Origin of the sequence: Qipengyuania sp. YIM B01966 (assembly GCF_016461955.1) — a bacterium.
Classification (GTDB): Bacteria; Pseudomonadota; Alphaproteobacteria; order Sphingomonadales; family Sphingomonadaceae; genus QFOP01.
This window is the reverse complement of sequence record NZ_JADMNM010000008.1, coordinates 18,563-34,921: the sequence shown is the minus strand read 5'-3', so window position 1 is coordinate 34,921 and position 16,359 is coordinate 18,563. Positions and strand designations below refer to the sequence as shown.

The 16,359-nt window shown below is 65.2% G+C and carries 16 protein-coding genes; 13 read left to right on the top strand and 3 right to left on the bottom strand.

The genetic code is table 11. From position 1 onward, the window contains the following. Positions 1-59: 59 nt before the first annotated feature. The 6 genes from rpoC to ILT46_RS09680 all read left to right on the top strand — a co-directional run bounded on the left by rpoC (position 60) and on the right by ILT46_RS09680 (position 8,896). Positions 60-4,391 carry a DNA-directed RNA polymerase subunit beta' gene (rpoC, locus tag ILT46_RS09705; protein WP_199504447.1) on the top strand — a complete coding sequence of 1,444 codons (4,332 nt, stop codon included), beginning with the start codon at positions 60-62 and terminating at the stop codon, positions 4,389-4,391. A gap of 77 nt (positions 4,392-4,468) precedes the next feature. Next, a complete protein-coding gene (locus ILT46_RS09700; RefSeq protein ID WP_199504446.1) occupies positions 4,469-5,341 on the top strand; it encodes a hypothetical protein in 873 nt (290 codons plus the stop codon). A 27-nt stretch (positions 5,342-5,368) separates the two neighbouring features. Beyond that, positions 5,369-6,721, top strand: coding sequence for a glutamate--tRNA ligase (locus ILT46_RS09695; RefSeq protein WP_199504445.1), 1,353 nt, complete (start codon positions 5,369-5,371; stop codon positions 6,719-6,721). A gap of 61 nt (positions 6,722-6,782) precedes the next feature. Continuing rightward, on the top strand, positions 6,783-7,226 hold the full coding sequence (locus ILT46_RS09690) for a cupin domain-containing protein (RefSeq protein ID WP_199504444.1): 444 nt from the start codon (positions 6,783-6,785) through the stop codon (positions 7,224-7,226). A 10-nt stretch (positions 7,227-7,236) separates the two neighbouring features. Then, positions 7,237-7,995, top strand: a complete 759-nt coding sequence (locus tag ILT46_RS09685; RefSeq protein WP_199504443.1) for a histidine phosphatase family protein — start codon at positions 7,237-7,239, stop codon at positions 7,993-7,995. 7 nt (positions 7,996-8,002) lie between these two features. Next, positions 8,003-8,896 (top strand): NAD(P)H-hydrate dehydratase, encoded by an 894-nt coding sequence (locus tag ILT46_RS09680; RefSeq protein ID WP_199504442.1) that lies wholly within the window; start codon positions 8,003-8,005, stop codon positions 8,894-8,896. A gap of 6 nt (positions 8,897-8,902) precedes the next feature. Here ILT46_RS09680 and pyk read toward each other — a convergent pair whose 3' ends face one another. After that, the gene (pyk, locus tag ILT46_RS09675; protein WP_199504441.1) at positions 8,903-10,366 is read right to left on the bottom strand and encodes a pyruvate kinase; all 1,464 of its coding nucleotides are present in this window, start codon (positions 10,364-10,366) and stop codon (positions 8,903-8,905) included. Positions 10,367-10,514: 148 nt separating this feature from the next. Here pyk and ILT46_RS09670 point away from each other — a divergent pair, with 148 nt between their 5' ends. Next, a complete protein-coding gene (locus ILT46_RS09670; protein ID WP_067676531.1) occupies positions 10,515-10,751 on the top strand; it encodes a DUF2312 domain-containing protein in 237 nt (78 codons plus the stop codon). A gap of 70 nt (positions 10,752-10,821) precedes the next feature. After that, the gene (locus ILT46_RS09665; protein WP_199504440.1) at positions 10,822-11,841 is read left to right on the top strand and encodes an SDR family oxidoreductase; all 1,020 of its coding nucleotides are present in this window, start codon (positions 10,822-10,824) and stop codon (positions 11,839-11,841) included. A 17-nt stretch (positions 11,842-11,858) separates the two neighbouring features. Here ILT46_RS09665 and ILT46_RS12175 read toward each other — a convergent pair whose 3' ends face one another. Continuing rightward, positions 11,859-12,587, bottom strand: a complete 729-nt coding sequence (locus ILT46_RS12175; protein ID WP_199504439.1) for a CPBP family glutamic-type intramembrane protease — start codon at positions 12,585-12,587, stop codon at positions 11,859-11,861. A gap of 88 nt (positions 12,588-12,675) precedes the next feature. Between ILT46_RS12175 and ILT46_RS09655 the strand changes: the two genes are divergently transcribed. From ILT46_RS09655 to ILT46_RS09635, 5 genes are read left to right on the top strand one after another with little or no spacing between them, the layout of a single operon-like run. Further along, entirely contained in the window at positions 12,676-13,419 is a 744-nt protein-coding gene (locus ILT46_RS09655) for a YebC/PmpR family DNA-binding transcriptional regulator (RefSeq protein WP_199504438.1), read from the top strand. Beyond that, on the top strand, positions 13,419-13,769 hold the full coding sequence (locus ILT46_RS09650) for a DUF3147 family protein (protein WP_199504437.1): 351 nt from the start codon (positions 13,419-13,421) through the stop codon (positions 13,767-13,769). Before ILT46_RS09655 ends, ILT46_RS09650 begins: the two co-directional genes overlap by 1 nt. Continuing rightward, positions 13,766-14,251, top strand: a complete 486-nt coding sequence (gene ruvC, locus ILT46_RS09645) for a crossover junction endodeoxyribonuclease RuvC (RefSeq protein ID WP_199504512.1) — start codon at positions 13,766-13,768, stop codon at positions 14,249-14,251. The genes ILT46_RS09650 and ruvC overlap by 4 nt, the downstream gene beginning before the upstream one ends. Next, on the top strand, positions 14,248-14,595 hold the full coding sequence (locus ILT46_RS09640; protein ID WP_199504436.1) for an ArsC family reductase: 348 nt from the start codon (positions 14,248-14,250) through the stop codon (positions 14,593-14,595). Before ruvC ends, ILT46_RS09640 begins: the two co-directional genes overlap by 4 nt. Next, a complete protein-coding gene (locus ILT46_RS09635) occupies positions 14,574-15,611 on the top strand; it encodes a glycerophosphodiester phosphodiesterase family protein (protein WP_199504435.1) in 1,038 nt (345 codons plus the stop codon). The genes ILT46_RS09640 and ILT46_RS09635 overlap by 22 nt, the downstream gene beginning before the upstream one ends. On the opposite strand, the gene ubiG is transcribed toward ILT46_RS09635, so the two are convergent. Continuing rightward, positions 15,592-16,326 (bottom strand): bifunctional 2-polyprenyl-6-hydroxyphenol methylase/3-demethylubiquinol 3-O-methyltransferase UbiG, encoded by a 735-nt coding sequence (gene ubiG, locus ILT46_RS09630; RefSeq protein WP_199504434.1) that lies wholly within the window; start codon positions 16,324-16,326, stop codon positions 15,592-15,594. The genes ILT46_RS09635 and ubiG overlap by 20 nt on opposite strands. Positions 16,327-16,359: the final 33 nt, after the last annotated feature.

Here is a 16,359-nt window from a genome sequence, read left to right as displayed (position 1 = left end):
CACCTTGAACAGACCCACCCCTAACCCCTCCCGCCAGCGGGAGGGGGATGGAGCGAAAAATGAACGAACTGACCAAATTCACCAACCAGCTCGCCAAGCCCGAGACGTTCGACCAGATCCAGATCGGCATCGCCAGCCCCGAGCGCATCCGCTCGTGGTCGTTCGGCGAGATCAAGAAGCCGGAAACCATCAACTACCGCACGTTCAAGCCCGAGCGTGACGGCCTGTTCTGCGCGCGCATCTTCGGTCCGGTGAAGGATTACGAGTGCCTGTGCGGCAAGTACAAGCGCATGAAGTACAAGGGCGTCGTCTGCGAAAAATGCGGCGTCGAGGTCACCGTCACCAAGGTTCGCCGCGAGCGCATGGGCCACATCGAGCTCGCCGCCCCGGTCGCGCACATCTGGTTCCTGAAGTCGCTGCCGAGCCGCATCGGCCTGCTGCTCGACATGCAGCTGAAGCAGCTTGAGCGCGTGCTGTATTTCGAAGCCTATATCGTCACCGAGCCGGGCCTGACGCCGCTGGAGAAGTACCAGCTGCTGACCGAAGACGAGCTGCTCGACGCGCAGGACGAATATGGCGAGGATGCCTTCACCGCCGGCATCGGCGCGGAGGCGGTCAAGCACATGCTGATGGATCTCGACCTCGAGCAGGAGCGCGACGATCTGATGGAAGAGCTGGCGACGACCAAGTCGAAGCTCAAGCCAGCCAAGATCATCAAGCGCCTGAAGGTGGTCGAAAGCTTCATCGATTCGGGCAACCGCCCCGAATGGATGATCCTCGAAGTCGTGCCGGTCATCCCGCCCGAACTGCGCCCGCTGGTGCCGCTCGACGGGGGCCGTTTCGCAACCTCGGATCTCAACGATCTTTATCGCCGCGTCATCAACCGCAACAACCGCCTCAAGCGCCTGATCGAACTGCGCGCGCCGGACATCATCGTCCGCAACGAAAAGCGGATGCTGCAGGAAGCGGTCGATGCGCTGTTCGACAACGGCCGGCGCGGCCGCGTCATCACCGGCGCCAATAAGCGTCCGCTCAAGTCACTGAGCGACATGCTCAAGGGCAAGCAGGGCCGCTTCCGCCAGAACCTGCTCGGCAAGCGCGTCGACTATTCGGGCCGTTCGGTAATCGTGACCGGGCCGGAACTGAAGCTGCACCAGTGCGGCCTGCCCAAGAAGATGGCGCTCGAGCTGTTCAAGCCGTTCATCTACGCCCGCCTCGACGCCAAGGGTCTGTCGATGACCCTGAAGCAGGCGAAGAAGTGGGTCGAAAAGGAGCGCAAGGAAGTCTGGGACATCCTTGACGAGGTGATCCGCGAGCACCCGGTGCTGCTGAACCGCGCGCCGACGCTGCACCGTCTGGGCATTCAGGCGTTCGAACCCGTGCTGATCGAAGGCAAGGCGATCCAACTGCACCCGCTGGTCTGCTCGGCCTTCAACGCCGACTTCGACGGCGACCAGATGGCGGTCCACGTGCCGCTCAGCCTCGAAGCCCAGCTCGAAGCGCGCGTGCTGATGATGAGCACCAACAACATCCTCAGCCCCGCCAATGGCAAGCCGATCATCGTACCCTCGCAGGACATGGTGCTGGGCCTCTATTACCTGTCGATGGACCGTGAAGGCGAGCCCGGCGAAGGCAAGATGCTGGCCGACATGGCCGAAGTGCATCAGGCGCTTCATGTCGGGGCGGTGACGCTCCATTCGAAGATCATTACCCGCGTGCCGCAGACCGACGAGCAGGGCAACGAGGTGATGCGCCGGGTCGAAACCACGCCCGGCCGGATGCTGATCGGCGAATGCCTGCCCAAGAGCCACACGGTGCCATTCGAAGTCGTCAACCGCCTCCTCACCAAGAAGGAAATCGGCGACGTCATCGATCAGGTCTATCGCCACACCGGCCAGAAGGACACGGTGCTGTTCGCCGATGCGATCATGGCGCTGGGGTTCCGCCACGCGTTCAAGGCTGGCATCTCCTTCGGCAAGGATGACATGATCATCCCCGACAGCAAGGAAGAGCTGGTCGAGGCGGCCAAGGCCGAAGTTGCCGATTACGAGCAACAATATCAGGACGGCCTGATCACCCAGCAGGAAAAGTACAACAAGGTGATCGACGCCTGGAGCCGCACCGGCGACAAGGTGGCCGAGGCGATGATGGACGAAATCCGTGCGCGCCCCAAGGACGATGACGGCCGCGAGAAGCCGATCAACTCGATCTACATGATGAGCCATTCGGGTGCGCGCGGTTCGCCGGCGCAGATGAAGCAGCTCGCCGGGATGCGCGGCCTGATGGCCAAGCCGAGCGGCGAGATCATCGAGACCCCGATCATCTCGAACTTCAAGGAAGGCCTGACCGTCCTTGAATACTTCAACTCGACCCACGGCGCCCGCAAGGGTCTGGCCGACACCGCGCTCAAGACGGCGAATTCGGGTTACCTGACCCGCCGTCTGGTCGATGTGTCGCAGGATTGCGTCGTGATCGAGGAGGATTGCGGCACCGAGCGTGCGCTCGAAATGCGCGCGATCGTTCAGGGCGGCAGCGTGATCGCCTCGCTCGGCGAGCGCATTCTTGGCCGCACCGTGTCGGAAGACATCGTCAATGCCGCCACCGGCGAAGTGATTGTCAAGGCCGGCACGCTGCTCGACGAGCCGATGGTCAAGACCATCGAGGAAGCCGAGGTGCAGCAGGCCAAGATCCGCTCGCCGCTGGTCTGCGAAGCCGAACAGGGCGTCTGCGCGACCTGCTATGGCCGCGATCTTGCGCGCGGTACGCCGGTTAATATCGGCGAAGCGGTCGGCGTGATCGCCGCCCAGTCGATCGGCGAGCCGGGCACGCAGCTGACCATGCGGACCTTCCACATCGGCGGCGCGGCGCAGCTCAACGAAACCAGCCACCTCGAAGCGATTTCGGACGGCAAGATCGAATATCGCGATATGCCGACCATCGTCGACAAGCGCGGCCGGATTCTGAGCCTTGCCCGCAACGGCGAACTGGCGGTGATCGATGCCGAAGGGCGCGAACGCGAAATCCACCGCGTGCCTTACGGGACCGTCCTGATGTTCAAGGACGGCGACAGTGTGAACGAGGGCGACCGCCTGGCTGAGTGGGATCCGTTCACCCTGCCGATCATCACCGAGCAGTCGGGCGTGGTCCGCTATCAGGATCTGGTCGACGGCAAGACGATGGAAGAGCGCGTCGATGATGCCACCGGCATCGCGCAGCGCGTCGTTACCGAAAATCGCGCTACCGGCCGCGCCAAAAAGGACGAGCTGCGACCGCGCCTGACACTGCTCGGCGACAGCAAGGACGAGACCGAAGCCGCGCGCTATCTGCTGGCGCCGGGCACCTCGCTCTCGGTCGAGGATGGGCAGCAGGTCGAAGCGGGCGACATTCTCGCCCGGGCCAGCCGCGAAGCCGCCAAGACCCGCGACATCACCGGCGGTCTGCCGCGGGTTGCCGAACTGTTCGAAGCCCGCATCCCGAAGGACAATTCGATCATCGCCAAGATTTCGGGCAAGATCGAATTCGTCCGCGAGTACAAGGCCAAGCGCAAGATCGCGATCGTCCCGGAAGAAGGCGATCCGGTGGAATATCTGATCCCCAAGACCAAGGTGATCGATGTTCAGGAAGGCGACTTCGTCAAGAAGGGTGATACGCTGATCTCGGGCAGCCCCAACCCGCATGACATTCTGGAAGTGATGGGGGTCGAGGCGCTGGCCGAGTATCTCGTCAACGAAATCCAGGAAGTCTACCGGCTCCAGGGCGTGAAGATCAACGACAAGCACATCGAGGTGATCGTTCGCCAGATGCTGCAAAAGGTCGAGATCACCGATGGCGGCGATACCACGCTGCTGCCGGGCGAGCAGGTCGATGCCGAGGAAATGAACGAGATCAACGGCAAGCTGGGCAAGGGCAAGCAGCCCGCCACGGGTACGCCGGTGCTGCTCGGCATCACCAAGGCCTCGTTGCAAACGCGCTCGTTCATCTCGGCGGCCTCGTTCCAGGAAACCACCCGCGTGCTGACGCAGGCGGCGGTCGAAGGGAAGAAGGACACGCTGATCGGGCTGAAGGAGAACGTCATCGTCGGCCGGCTGATCCCGGCAGGTACTGGCGCGGGCATGAACCGGATGCGGATCGCCGCCTCGGGCCGTGACGCTGCCATCCGCGCTTCGTGGAAGGCCGCGCAGGAGCATCTGCTGATGGCCAACAGCGCCGAGGAAGAGCACGCCGCCGAGCTCGAGCAGGGTGCCGAAGCCGCGCTTGGCAACGATCCGCTCGCGGTGATGGAAGGCGAAACGCACGGCACCGACGCCGATGCCGGCGATTACCTGCGCGAGGATCAGGCGCACGCGCCCGATCCGATCGAGATGAACGAACAGGCGGACGAGGAAGAGTAAGCTTCTCCACCAGTGCAATCACCAGAGGCCCCGCCGGAGCGATCCGGCGGGGCTTTTGCATGGCCGGGACGGCTGGTATGATCCGCCTCATGCCTCCTGTGCCACTTGCTCTGGCGATCCTGCTTGCCGCGTGCGCCCCGGCCACGCCCGAAGCGGCGCCCGAGCCTCCCGCTCCCGTCGCCGCGCCGCAGACGAGCATTGCCGGACGTTGGCGGCTGGTCGAACTCGACGGCAAGACCGGGACGCCAGGCTTCGGGATCGACCTGATGGCCGATGCCGGGCGTATCTGGTGGGAACCGGCCTGCGCCGGGCAGAGCGCGCGCTATATGGCTTCAGGCACCAGCTTTCGCCAATTGCCCCCAATTGACGCGGAGCCACGCGCGGTGTGCGACATCGGTTTCCCGCGCGAATTGCTCGACATGTGGGACGTGGTCGCCGCCGCGGACCGGGTTGATCGCGCCCCTGAGGGTACCTTGCGTTTATCGGGCGGAGGCCGTTCGCTGGTGTTGCGGCGCTTGCCCGACCTGCCACGACAGCCGGACGCGCCATCCTCGGCCGACCTCAACGCGCCCGTGGCGTCACCATCGCAGATGTCGTCCGCGCATTCGGTGTCACTCGCCGGGCACTATCGGGTGGCGGGGATCGATGGCGGCGAGCTAGGCGGAAGGCGCGGGCTGGCGCTCGAAATCGGCCGCGACCGGATTGAGTTCGACAATTGCCAGCAAATCGCCTGGCATTATCGCCATCGGGATGGGCGGCTGATGACCGAGCGCACCCCGGCCATTACCATCGATATCGCGCCGAAGCCGACACCCTGCGCGGCACCCTTATCTGAACCGGAAGCGCGCATGGTTGCGGCGATCGACGCCGCCGATACCGCTACACTCACCGCCAGCAACGGCATCCTGCTCAGCGGCGGCGGGCGCAGTGTGCTGCTGTTCTCGCAATAAGGCAGCCGCCGCGCTAGAGCGGCGCGCATGACGATCACCACCCGTTTTGCGCCGGCTCCGACCGGCCGGCTCCATGTCGGCAACATCCGCACCGCGCTGCACAATTACCTGCTGGCCAAGAAGCATGGCGGGACGTTCCTTTTGCGGATCGACGATACCGACGCGGCGCGCAGCGAGGAGCGGTTCGTCAGCGCCATCCGCGAGGATCTGGCCTGGCTGGGTCTCAACCCTGATGGCGAGGCGCGACAATCGGAGCGGCTGGACCTCTACAGCCGTGCGTTTGATGCTCTGCGCGCGGCGGGGCGGATTTACCCGGCCTATGAAACGGCGCAGGAACTCGACCTCAAGCGCAAGGTGCTGCTCGGGCGCGGGCTCCCCCCGATCTACGACCGCGCAGCGCTGGCGCTGAGTGATGCGGAGCGCGCGGAAAAGGAAGCTGCGGGCATCGCGCCGCATTGGCGGTTCAAGCTCGACCAAGATGCGCCGATCGTCTGGGACGATGCCATTCGCGGACCGCAGCATTTCGATCCGGCACAACTGTCCGATCCGGTGATCCGCCGCGCGGATGGCTCGTGGTTATATATGTTGCCAAGCGCGGTGGACGACATCGACATGGGCGTCACCCATGTGCTGCGCGGAGAGGACCACGTATCCAACACGGCTTTGCAGATTCAGATATTTACCGCACTTTTTGAAGCGGGCTTCGGTGCAGCAAAAACCCTGCCCTGTTTCGCGCATGAGGCGCTGCTGGTGGGCGCGGAGGGCAAGCTGTCCAAGCGGCTCGGCTCGCTCGGCGTGGATGAGTTGCGCGCGGCAGGCTTCGAACCCATGGCGCTGACCTCGCTCCTCGCACGGATCGGCACGTCGCAGCCGGTCGAGCCGCACCACGAGATGGAGGCGCTTGCGGCGGGGTTCGAACTGGCGGATTTCGGCCGCGCACCTGCGCGGTTCGACGATGCGGAGCTGGTGCGCATCAACGCTGCTCTCCTGCACCGAGCAGAGTTTGCCGAGGTCGCGGCGCGGCTGCCGGCAGGGATGGATGCAGCCGCGTGGCACGCCATCCGCCCCAATCTCACCATGCTGTGTGAGGCAGGCGAATGGTGGAAAGTCATCACCGGACCTATCGAACAGCCGGATTTCCCGCCCGAGGATCGCACCTTCCTCGCCCAGGCAGCGGATGCGCTGGTATGGACCGATGACCCGTGGCCCGCGCTGACCAGCGCGCTGAAACAGGCCACCGGCCGCAAGGGCAAGCCTCTGTTCCTGCCACTGCGTCAGGCGCTGACCGGGCGCGACCACGGGCCGGACATGGGTGAATTGCTGCCGCTGATCGGGGCAGATGAAGCCCGCGCAAGGCTGCGAATTGCGGCGGGGATGTGACAGTCGGGAACGGCTGGCGTCCGCTGCGTTATCTTGAGGAACCCTGCAACCGGAGTGAGCCATGCGCGAGAAAGAACCGACCGCCCTCGATATCGAAGCCGAAACCAAGGCAAACGACAACTATCGTACTGTCGCGTGGACCGGGCGCTATCTCCAGGTCACCTATATGTCCATTCCGGTCGGCGAATCGGTCGGGCTGGAGGTCCACGAGGAAACCGATCAATTTCTCCGTCTCGAGGCGGGGAAGGGCAAATGCGTGATGGGCCCGGCCAAAGACAATCTGACGTTCGAACAGGCTGTCGCGGATGACTGGGCGATCATGGTTCCGGCGGGGACATGGCATGATGTCATCAACGAAGGCGACGAGCCGATGAAGCTCTACGCCATTTACGCACCCGTCCATCACGCGGCCGATACCGTGCAGAAAACGAAGGAAGAGGCTGACGCTGACGAGGAAGCAGGGCGCGACGAGCCCCCGGCCTGGACGGTGCAGCCGGGCAAGTAAGGGGCGCATGATGACCCCGCGCTGGCCTGAAACTCTATGGATCGTCCGCCATGGGCAAAGCGCGGGCAATGTCGCGCGTGACGCGGCGCATGAGAGTGGCGCCTTGCGGATCGATCTCGTCGACCGCGATGTCGATGTCCCTTTATCCGATCTCGGCCGCGAGCAGGCAGCTTCTCTCGGCAAATGGTTTGCCGGCAAAGGCGAGGTGCCCGACGTCGTCCTCGCCTCGCCCTATGTGCGCGCGCAGCAGACGGCCGAAATCTTTCGGGCGAATGGCGGCTGCGATCCCGACGAATGCATCTGCACCGACGAGCGCCTGCGCGAAAAGGAGTTTGGCATTCTCGACGGGCTGACAACGGGCGGCGTGGCGCATTTTCAGCCTGACCAGGCGGAATTCCGCCGCTTGCTGGGCAAGTTTTATCACCGTCCCCCTGGCGGCGAGAGCTGGTGCGACGTGATCTTCCGCCTCCGCTCCCTGCTCGATACCGTGTCGCTCCATTATGGTGGCCGCAAGGTGATGATCGTGGCGCATCAGGTGGTCGTCTTGTGCATGCGCTATGTGATCGAAAACCTGTCGGAAGCGGAAATTCTCGCGATCGACCGAGAAGGCGATGTCGGCAATTGTGCGGTGACCGAATATCGCTTCGATCCCGGGGCGGGCAAGGATGGCGGGTTGAAGCTGGCGGCCTACAACATAACCGCGCCGATGGTCGAGGATGCTACTCCGGTAACGGCCGAACCCGACCGGATGGTTGCCGCGCGTGGCTAAAAAATCAGTGGCGCAGGCTGCCACCGTTCCGCTTGATCGCGCATGGCTGGCTTCCCATCCGTTGATCGGCGTCGCGCACGATACCGACAAGAACCGCCGCGGCACGGTTCTGGTAGTTGGCGGCAGCCGGCTTTCGGCGGGGGCCCTGCGCCTGACGGGCGAAGCTGCCTTTCGCGCCGGTGCTGGCAAGGTTCAGCTCGCGACCCCTGAATGCCTGGCCATCCCGCTGGGCATGGCCGTGCCCGAAGCCGGGATCATTGCGCTTGCCGAAGGCGAAAAGGGGGAACCTGCGCGCTCTTCCGCCGAGCAGCTTGGTAACGCGATGGAACGCTGCGACTGTCTGGTGCTCGGACCCGGCATGGGGGATAGCGAGGCAGCGGGAACATTGCTCGATGCAGCGTTCGCTACGCTCAAACGCGGTCAGGCGCTGGTGATAGACGCCGCCGCGATCCGCGCTTGCAGCGAACGCCACGCGGCGTTGCGAAAGGCTAGCGTTCCGTGCGTCATCACCTCGCATCCGGGTGAACTCGCGGCCTTGCTGGACGCCGACGACGCCCCGTCGCCGGATGAACAGGCGGTAATGTTGACATCGGCAGTCAAGGCGACCGGGCAACTCGTCCTCGCCAAGGGCGCGATCACGTTGCTTGCCGCGCCTGGCGAGCCGACGCTGTGCTTCGCTGGCGGCGGGCCGGGGCTCGCCACAGGTGGCTCAGGCGATGTTCTGGCCGGAATAATCGGCGCACTGCTGGCGCGCGGTCAGCCGCCGGTCAGCGCGGCAGCTTGGGGGGTATGGCTTCACGGAGAGGCCGGGCGGCGGCTTGCCGAACAGCAAGGGCCGCTGGGATTTCTGGCCCGCGAGTTGCCACCGCTGATTCCCTCGCTGATGCGGGGTTTTGCTTGATACGCGCTAGTGGCCCAGGCGCTCGAGTTCGTCGCCGCTGAGCGTCACCACATGGAGCAGGTTGGTGCTGCCCGGCGTTCCGAAGGGTACGCCGGCCAGCGCGATCAGCTTGCTGCCCGCCTGGCCGAAACCGTGGCGCAGCGCCATCCGCTTGCCCTTGGCGATCATCTCTTCAAAACTGCCGATATCGCGGGTGTGCACCGCGTGCGCGCCCCATAGCAAAACCAGTCGGCGTGCGGTTTTGAGCGCAGGGGCCAGCACCAGCATCGGCACCGCCGGCCGTTCGCGCGCCACGCGCCGCGCGGTCGAGCCGGAGCCGGTGAACACGACGATGCCGGCGACCGTCACCGTTTCGGCAATGCTCGCGCAGGCATGGGCGAGCGCATCGGCGGTAGTCCGGTCGGGCAGAATATCGGTATAGCTGACCTGCCGGCGATAGCCCGAATCGCGTTCCACCTCGCCGGCGATCCGGTCCATGATCGTCACCGCTTCGACCGGCCATTGCCCGGCCGCCGTTTCGGCCGACAGCATCACCGCATCGGCCCCGTCATAGACGGCGTTGGCGACGTCAGACACCTCGGCCCGGGTGGGGGCGGGGCTGCTGATCATGGACTCGAGCATCTGGGTCGCCACCACCACCGGCTTGCCCGAGGTCCGGGTCATGGAAACGATCCGTTTCTGCAACGGCGGCACCTCGAAGGCGTTGAGTTCCACCCCCAGATCGCCGCGTGCGACCATGATCCCGTCGGCCAGTTCGATGATCTCGGCCAGCCGCGAGATTGCCGCCGGCTTCTCGATCTTGGCCATCAAAGCGGCCCGCGCGCCGATAATCTTGCGCGCTTCGGCGACATCTTCGGGTCGCTGGACGAAAGAGAGCGCGATCCAGTCAGCCCCGTGCTCCAGCGCGAAATCGAGATCGCGGCGATCCTTGTCGGTCAGCGCGGGCACCGGCACCACCGCATCCGGGATGTTGACGCCCTTCCTATCCATGATGAACCCGCCCACCTCGGCGCTGCACAGCACGCGGTCAGGCTCGGCGCGGATCACCACCAGGCGCAGCTTGCCATCGTCGATCAGCAGGCGCTGGCCCTTGTGCAGCACGCCGAACAGTTCGGGATGCGGCAGGCAGACGCGGGTGTCGTCGCCCGGCGCTGGATCGCGGTCGAAGGTGAAATGCGCCCCGTGGCGGATGAACGCCTTGCCGCCTTCGAAGCTGCCCACCCGCAGTTTGGGCCCCTGAAGGTCCGCCAGGATCGCCACCGGCCGGCCAAACTCCTTTTCCGCCTCGCGGATCCGGGCGATAGTTTCGGCATGGCCGGCATGTTCGCCGTGGCTCATATTGACGCGGAAGGCATCGACGCCGGCCTTGAGCAGCCGGCGGATCATCTCCGGCTCGCGGCTGGCGGGGCCGATGGTGGCGAGGATCTTGACCTTGCGGTCGCGCGGGGAAAAGCGGGTGGGCTGGGCCATGGGGCCGCCTATGCCAGAGCGGTGTTGCAACACAAGGTCGGCCAAAGGCTGGCGGTCTGTGGATGGGCGCCGCTGGCGCCTTGCTGCTGCGGCCGGGGGCGCTATCGGACCGCCAACCGATTCACCCAATACCGGAGCCTAGACGATAATGGCCGATGCCACAGACGACCGCCTGCGCCTGCTGATCGAGCGCATCGAGCGCCTTGAAGAAGAAAAGAAGGGCATCGCCGATGATATCCGCGACGTCTATGCCGAGGCCAAGGCGGTCGGTTACGATGCCAAGATCATGCGCCAGATTGTTCGCCTGAGGAAGATGAAACCCGACGACCGGGCGGAAATGGAAATGGTGCTCGACACCTACAAGGCGGCGCTCGGTCTGGGGTAACTGCCGGGAACGCCGCGGCGCGCGGGCGATTGGAGGAGGAACCCTCTCGTCGAACGCAAGGTGCGCCCACATGGCCAAGCAAGCAAAATCCGCCCCGGCAAAAAAAGGCGCCGCAAAGGCCGCCAAATCCGGCAAGAACGACGAGGCCGCACGCAAGGTCGCCCCGTCCGCCAAGAAGGCGGAAGCGGCGAAGGCCAAGCGGCGCGGCACGGGCGACCCAAACAAGAAGCGCGGATCGAAATCCGGCCCGGTGGTCGCCGAAATCCCTTCGGGTCTGCCGGGTAGTGAAGCCGAACTTGCCGAACAGCCACAATTTGAACCGCGTTATCCCGGCTCGGGTCGGCTTGAGGGGAAAGTGGCGCTGGTGACCGGCGGCGATTCCGGCATCGGGCGGGCGGTCGCGGTGCTTTTTGCCCGCGAGGGCGCGGCGGTTGCGATCTCCTATCTTTCAGAAGAACAGGACGCGCGCGAAACACAGCGCGCCTGTGAAGCGGAAGGCGCCCGCGCGATGCGCTTTGCCGGTGACCTGGGTGATCCGAAGGTCTGCAAGAAGCTGGTCGATGCGGTGGTGAAGGCGTTCGGCGGGCTTGACGTGCTGGTCAACAATGCCGGTGAGCAGCATCCTAATGCGGAGATCACCGCTATCACCCCGCAGCAACTGCAGCGCACGTTTCAGTCAAACATCTATTCGATGTTCTATCTGACGCAGGCCGCGCGCCCTCATCTCAAACGCGGGGCGGCCATCATCAATTGTACCTCAATCACGAGCTATCAGGGCTCGGGCGAGTTGCTCGATTACAGTTCGACCAAGGGCGCTATCACCGCTTTCACCCGCTCGCTCAGCGAAAACCTGATCGAACACGGTATCCGCGTGAATGGGGTTGCACCCGGGCCGATCTGGACCCCGCTCAACCCGGCCGGAGGGGCACCGCCCGAAAAGGTGGCAAATTTTGGCGATGACAGCCCGATGGGCCGGCCTGGTCAGCCAAACGAAGTGGCACCCAGCTTCCTGTTTCTCGCCTGCGAGGATTCGTCATACATGTCGGGGCAGGTGCTGCATCCCAATGGCGGAACCGTAGTGAACGGATAAGCCAGCGGGAACTGCCCCTAGTGTACCCCGGCAGCGCGGGTCGCCAGCAGCACCGCGCCGACAATCACGCCGTTATGCAGCGCGTGGAGCAGGATCGCGCTCCACAATCCGTTGCGGACCCGCACATAGCCGAGCACCAGCCCGGTGAGGAATTGCGGGATCACCAGCGGCAACAGGAACAGCGCCGTGCCCTCGGTGTAATTGGTCAGGTGTACGCTGGCGAAGGCGGCGGTGGCGGCGAGGTAGAACCACCGGAAGTGGCGGCGGAAGAACGGCAGCGGATTTCGCCCGCGCCAGCGCCAGGCGGCGATGCCGGCTACCACCAGCGCGGTCAGCGCCGTCGCCCCACCGGCGAGCGGTTGCGCCGGGCCGAGCAGGATCAACGCTGCCAGCGCCGCCACGATCAGCAGCGGCGGCGCAATGTGCTGCGGCCGGCCCGACAGCCACGAGCGGAACAGCAATTCCTCCATTAGCGGCGCACCGATCACTATCAGTGTGATCAGCGGGCCGGTCAGCGGCATGTTGGCAAAGACATTGTCGGGCAGTTGGTAGCCCGCCATCTGCGCCAGTCCGGCGACGAGCACGATCGGCGCGAGCAGCGCCAGGTCGAGCAGCAGAAGCCTGACGGTCGAGGTAAGCGCAGCCCCGCTCAATCTCGCCGGGCGGTCGGGCAGAGCCGGCGCCTTGAGGAACGGCCAGAAGCCCCGAACGCTGGCGGGTGCTGCGGACAGCCCTGGGCGCGGCACTATACCTGCGCGTTCGCTACTTGAGACTTGCCCCTCCATGCGGCTATGCGCCCTTCGACAATTCATCCCGAAGGACGCGTTACCCGCCATGGCAGGCCATTCCAAATTCAAGAACATCATGCATCGCAAGGGCGCGCAGGACAAGAAGCGCAGCGCGATGTTCTCCAAGCTCAGCCGCGAGATCACCGTCGCGGCCAAAATGGGCGCGCCCGACCCTGACATGAACCCGCGCCTGCGGCTGGCGGTCAACAACGCCAAGGCGCAGTCGATGCCCAAGGACAATATCCAGCGCGCGATCGACAAGGCATCGAAGGGTGATGGCGAGAATTACGAGGAAATCCGCTACGAAGGCTACGGCCCGGGCGGGGTGGCGCTGATCGTCGAGGCGCTGACCGACAATCGCAATCGCACCGCCACCAATGTCCGCACCGCCTTTGCCAAGAATGGTGGCAACCTCGGCGCCTCGGGCGCGGTCAGCCATGGTTTCGAGCGCAAGGGGCTGATCGAATATCCGGCCGGCGCGGGCGATGAGGACAAGGTGCTCGAAGCCGCGATCGAGGCAGGCGCCGACGATGTCGAGAGCAGTGCCGACGGCCATGCGATCTGGACCGATATGGAAGCCTTGCACGAGGTCGCCGCCGCGCTCGAAGGGGTGCTGGGCGAGGCCGACGGCGTTAAGTTGGCGTGGAAGCCGGGTCTGACGGTCGATGTCGCCGAAAGCGACGCGCAGACGCTGTTCAAGCTGATCGACGCGCTCGACGATGATGACGATGTGCAGACCGTCTGGGGCAATTACGAAGTGTCCGACGACGTGATGGCGAAACTGGGCTGATGCTTCAGCTTGTCGCCAAGGCGCTGCTCGCCGGGGCGATGATCGCGGCGATCGGAGAGATCGGCAAGCGGCTGCCGGGGGTGGCCGCGCTGGTTGCCTCGCTACCGCTGGTGTCGGTACTGGGCATGATATTCCTGTGGTTCCAGCGGCCCGACGCCGAAAACATGGCGATCCATGCGGGTGCGACATTCTGGTACGTGCTGCCGAGCCTGCCGATGTTCCTTGTGATCCCGGCGCTGATGCGCAGCGGTGTGCATTTCTGGGTAGCGTTGACCCTTGGCTGCGCGCTGACAGTGGCGTTGTACCTCGGTTTGATCGGGCTGGCGCCGCGTCTGGGCCTGCGGATCTGACGCTGATCCTGGGCCTTGATCCGTCGCTGTCGTGCACCGGCTGGGGGGTAATCCGCGCCGAGGGGAGCCGGCTGGCGCATATCGCCCATGGCGAAGTGCCGAGCGCGCCGGCGATGCCGATGCCGTTACGGCTGGCGGGGCTTTATGCGGCGATTCAAGCGGTCATTGTCGACTACCGGCCTGAACGTGCGGCGGTGGAGGAGGTGTTTGTCAACCAGAACGCCCAATCGACCCTGAAGCTGGCCCAGGCCCGCGGCGCGGTGCTGGCGGCCTGCGGAGCGGCCGGGCTACCAGTGGCCGAACATGCCGCGCGACTGGTCAAGAAAAGCGTTGTCGGCACCGGCGGCGCGGACAAGCGGCAGGTGCAGGCGATGCTCCGCGTATTGCTGCCCGGGATCACCGTTACCGGCGCCGACGCCGCCGATGCGCTGGCGGTGGCGATTGCTGACGCGCATTTATCTCCACGGACAACAACGCCATGACCATCCAGCTCTACGGCATCCCCAACTGTGACACCGTCAAGCGCGCCCGCGCCTGGCTCGATGCGCGCGGCCTCGCCTACACTTTTCACGACTACAAGAAAGAGGGCGCCGATCCCGCGCGGCTGACGCGCTGGATTGCCGAGGTCGGCCACGAGGCGCTGCTCAACCGCCGCGGCACCACCTTCCGCAAGCTGCCCGAGGCCGAGCGCGAGGGGATTGATGCGGGCCGCGCTGTCATGCTGATGACGCGCGAGCCCAGCATGATCAGGCGCCCGGTGGTCGAACATGATGGGGCCCTGCTGGTCGGCTTTTCGGAGGATGGATGGTCCGCAGCTTTTTCGTGATGCTCGCAGCGTTGCTGGGCGCGCTCCCCGTTCTCGGCGCTGCGGAGCCGGCACCGGTCCTGATCATCGCGCATCGCGGCGCCAGTGGCGAACGGCCCGAACACACGCTGGCGGCGTATGAGCGGGCCATCGACCAGGGCGCCGACTACATCGAACCCGATCTGGTGGTGACCAAGGACAATATCCTCGTCGCGCGGCACGAGAACGAGATTTCGGGCACGACCGACATTGCCGACCGCCCCGAGTTCGCCGCGCGCCGCCGCTCGGCGACGATTGACGGCACGCTGGTCAGCGGGTGGTTTGTGGAGGATTTCACCCTCGCCGAATTACGCACCTTGCGCGCACGCGAGCGCCTTCCCGGCCTGCGCCCGGGCAATGCGCGATTTGATGGCCTCGACGCGGTGCCCACCTTTGCCGAGATCGTTCAGCTGGTCCGCGCCAAGGAGGCTGAAACGGGGCGGCGTATCGGCCTTTATCCCGAGCTCAAGCATCCGACGTTTCTGATGCAGCAGGGCTTTGACGTGGTCGATTTGCTGGTCACCGAACTGCGCCGAGCCGGACTGGCGGGGGCCGATGCCGCGCTGTTCATCCAGTGTTTCGAGGTCGGCCCGCTGCGCCGGCTTGACCGGATGGTCGAGGTGCCGTTGATCCAGCTGGTCGCGGCTGATGGCGGCCCGGCGGACGAACCCGCGCTGCGCTATGCCGAAATGCTCACGCCTGCCGGCCTTGCCGAGATCGCCATCTATGCCGACGGGGTCGGGGCCGATCTGCGGCTGGTCCTGCGCACCGATGGCGCCCCGACGCCGCTGGTGGCCGATGCCGCACATGCCGGGCTGGCTGTTCATGCATGGACCGTACGCAAGGAGAACGCCTTCCTCCCGCCCGCCTTACGCAGCGCAGGGGAAGAGGGTGCAGCGGGCAATATGGGTGGCCTGATCGCCTTACTACGCGCAGCAGGCGTGGCCGGCATCTTCACTGACGATCCGGCTGGAGCGGTCAGCGCCGCTCGGCGCTGAGAATGTAGTTCAACGCCAGATCGTCCGACAGGTGCAGCCCGCGCCCAGGGGTGAAGGCGATGCCGCTCCTGGCGGTGACGGTGAAGCCTTCAGACGCCAGGATAGCGCTCAACTCGTCCGGGGTGATGAAATCGTCCCACTGATGGGTGCCGCGCGGGATCAACCCCAGCAATTCGGCGCCTTCCACCATCAGCAACCGCGAGCGGGTCGTTCGGTTGGGCGTCGACAGGATCATCATTCCGCCGGGCGCGAGATGGCTGGCAAGCAGACGGACGAAAGCGGCCTTGTCCGCGACGTGCTCGATCACCTCAAGGCAGGTGACGAGATCGAAGTGCCCCAGTCCCAGCTCGGCCAGTTCGCCCGCGTGATAGGTGATGGCAAGCCCCATCGCCGCCGCATGGGCGAGGGCCGCCGCGACATTCTCCGCAGCTGCATCGACCCCGGTGACATCTGCCCCCAGCCGCGCCAATGGTTCGGCCAGCAGGCCAGCGCCGCAGCCGACATCGAGCGCGCGCTTTCCCGCCAGCGGCCGCGCGACCGAGCCTGTGGCCCAATGCCGGTCGATCGCCGCGCGGATGAAGCCCAACCGGACCGGGTTGAGCCGGTGAAGCATCGCGGACGATCCCTTGGGATCCCACCAATCCCCCGCCAGACGGCCGAAATGGGCGGCCTCTTCAGGGCGGATCGTCGCTGTCTGACGGCTTGCATCGCTCATCATGCAACCCTAACAGCCGCGACAGCCGCAAGC

Excerpts from the sequence above, each read along its gene's own strand:
- rpoC (WP_199504447.1), top strand. The coding sequence starts at position 60 with ATGAACGAACTGACCAAATTCACCAACCAGCTCGCCAAGCCCGAGACG.
- ILT46_RS09700 (WP_199504446.1), top strand. The coding sequence starts at position 4,469 with ATGATCCGCCTCATGCCTCCTGTGCCACTTGCTCTGGCGATCCTGCTT.
- ILT46_RS09695 (WP_199504445.1), top strand. The coding sequence starts at position 5,369 with ATGACGATCACCACCCGTTTTGCGCCGGCTCCGACCGGCCGGCTCCAT.
- ILT46_RS09690 (WP_199504444.1), top strand. The coding sequence starts at position 6,783 with ATGCGCGAGAAAGAACCGACCGCCCTCGATATCGAAGCCGAAACCAAG.
- ILT46_RS09685 (WP_199504443.1), top strand. The coding sequence starts at position 7,237 with ATGACCCCGCGCTGGCCTGAAACTCTATGGATCGTCCGCCATGGGCAA.
- pyk (WP_199504441.1), bottom strand. The coding sequence starts at position 10,366 with ATGGCCCAGCCCACCCGCTTTTCCCCGCGCGACCGCAAGGTCAAGATC.
- ILT46_RS09670 (WP_067676531.1), top strand. The coding sequence starts at position 10,515 with ATGGCCGATGCCACAGACGACCGCCTGCGCCTGCTGATCGAGCGCATC.
- ILT46_RS09665 (WP_199504440.1), top strand. The coding sequence starts at position 10,822 with ATGGCCAAGCAAGCAAAATCCGCCCCGGCAAAAAAAGGCGCCGCAAAG.
- ILT46_RS09655 (WP_199504438.1), top strand. The coding sequence starts at position 12,676 with ATGGCAGGCCATTCCAAATTCAAGAACATCATGCATCGCAAGGGCGCG.
- ILT46_RS09650 (WP_199504437.1), top strand. The coding sequence starts at position 13,419 with ATGCTTCAGCTTGTCGCCAAGGCGCTGCTCGCCGGGGCGATGATCGCG.
- ILT46_RS09640 (WP_199504436.1), top strand. The coding sequence starts at position 14,248 with ATGACCATCCAGCTCTACGGCATCCCCAACTGTGACACCGTCAAGCGC.
- ILT46_RS09635 (WP_199504435.1), top strand. The coding sequence starts at position 14,574 with ATGGTCCGCAGCTTTTTCGTGATGCTCGCAGCGTTGCTGGGCGCGCTC.
- ubiG (WP_199504434.1), bottom strand. The coding sequence starts at position 16,326 with ATGAGCGATGCAAGCCGTCAGACAGCGACGATCCGCCCTGAAGAGGCC.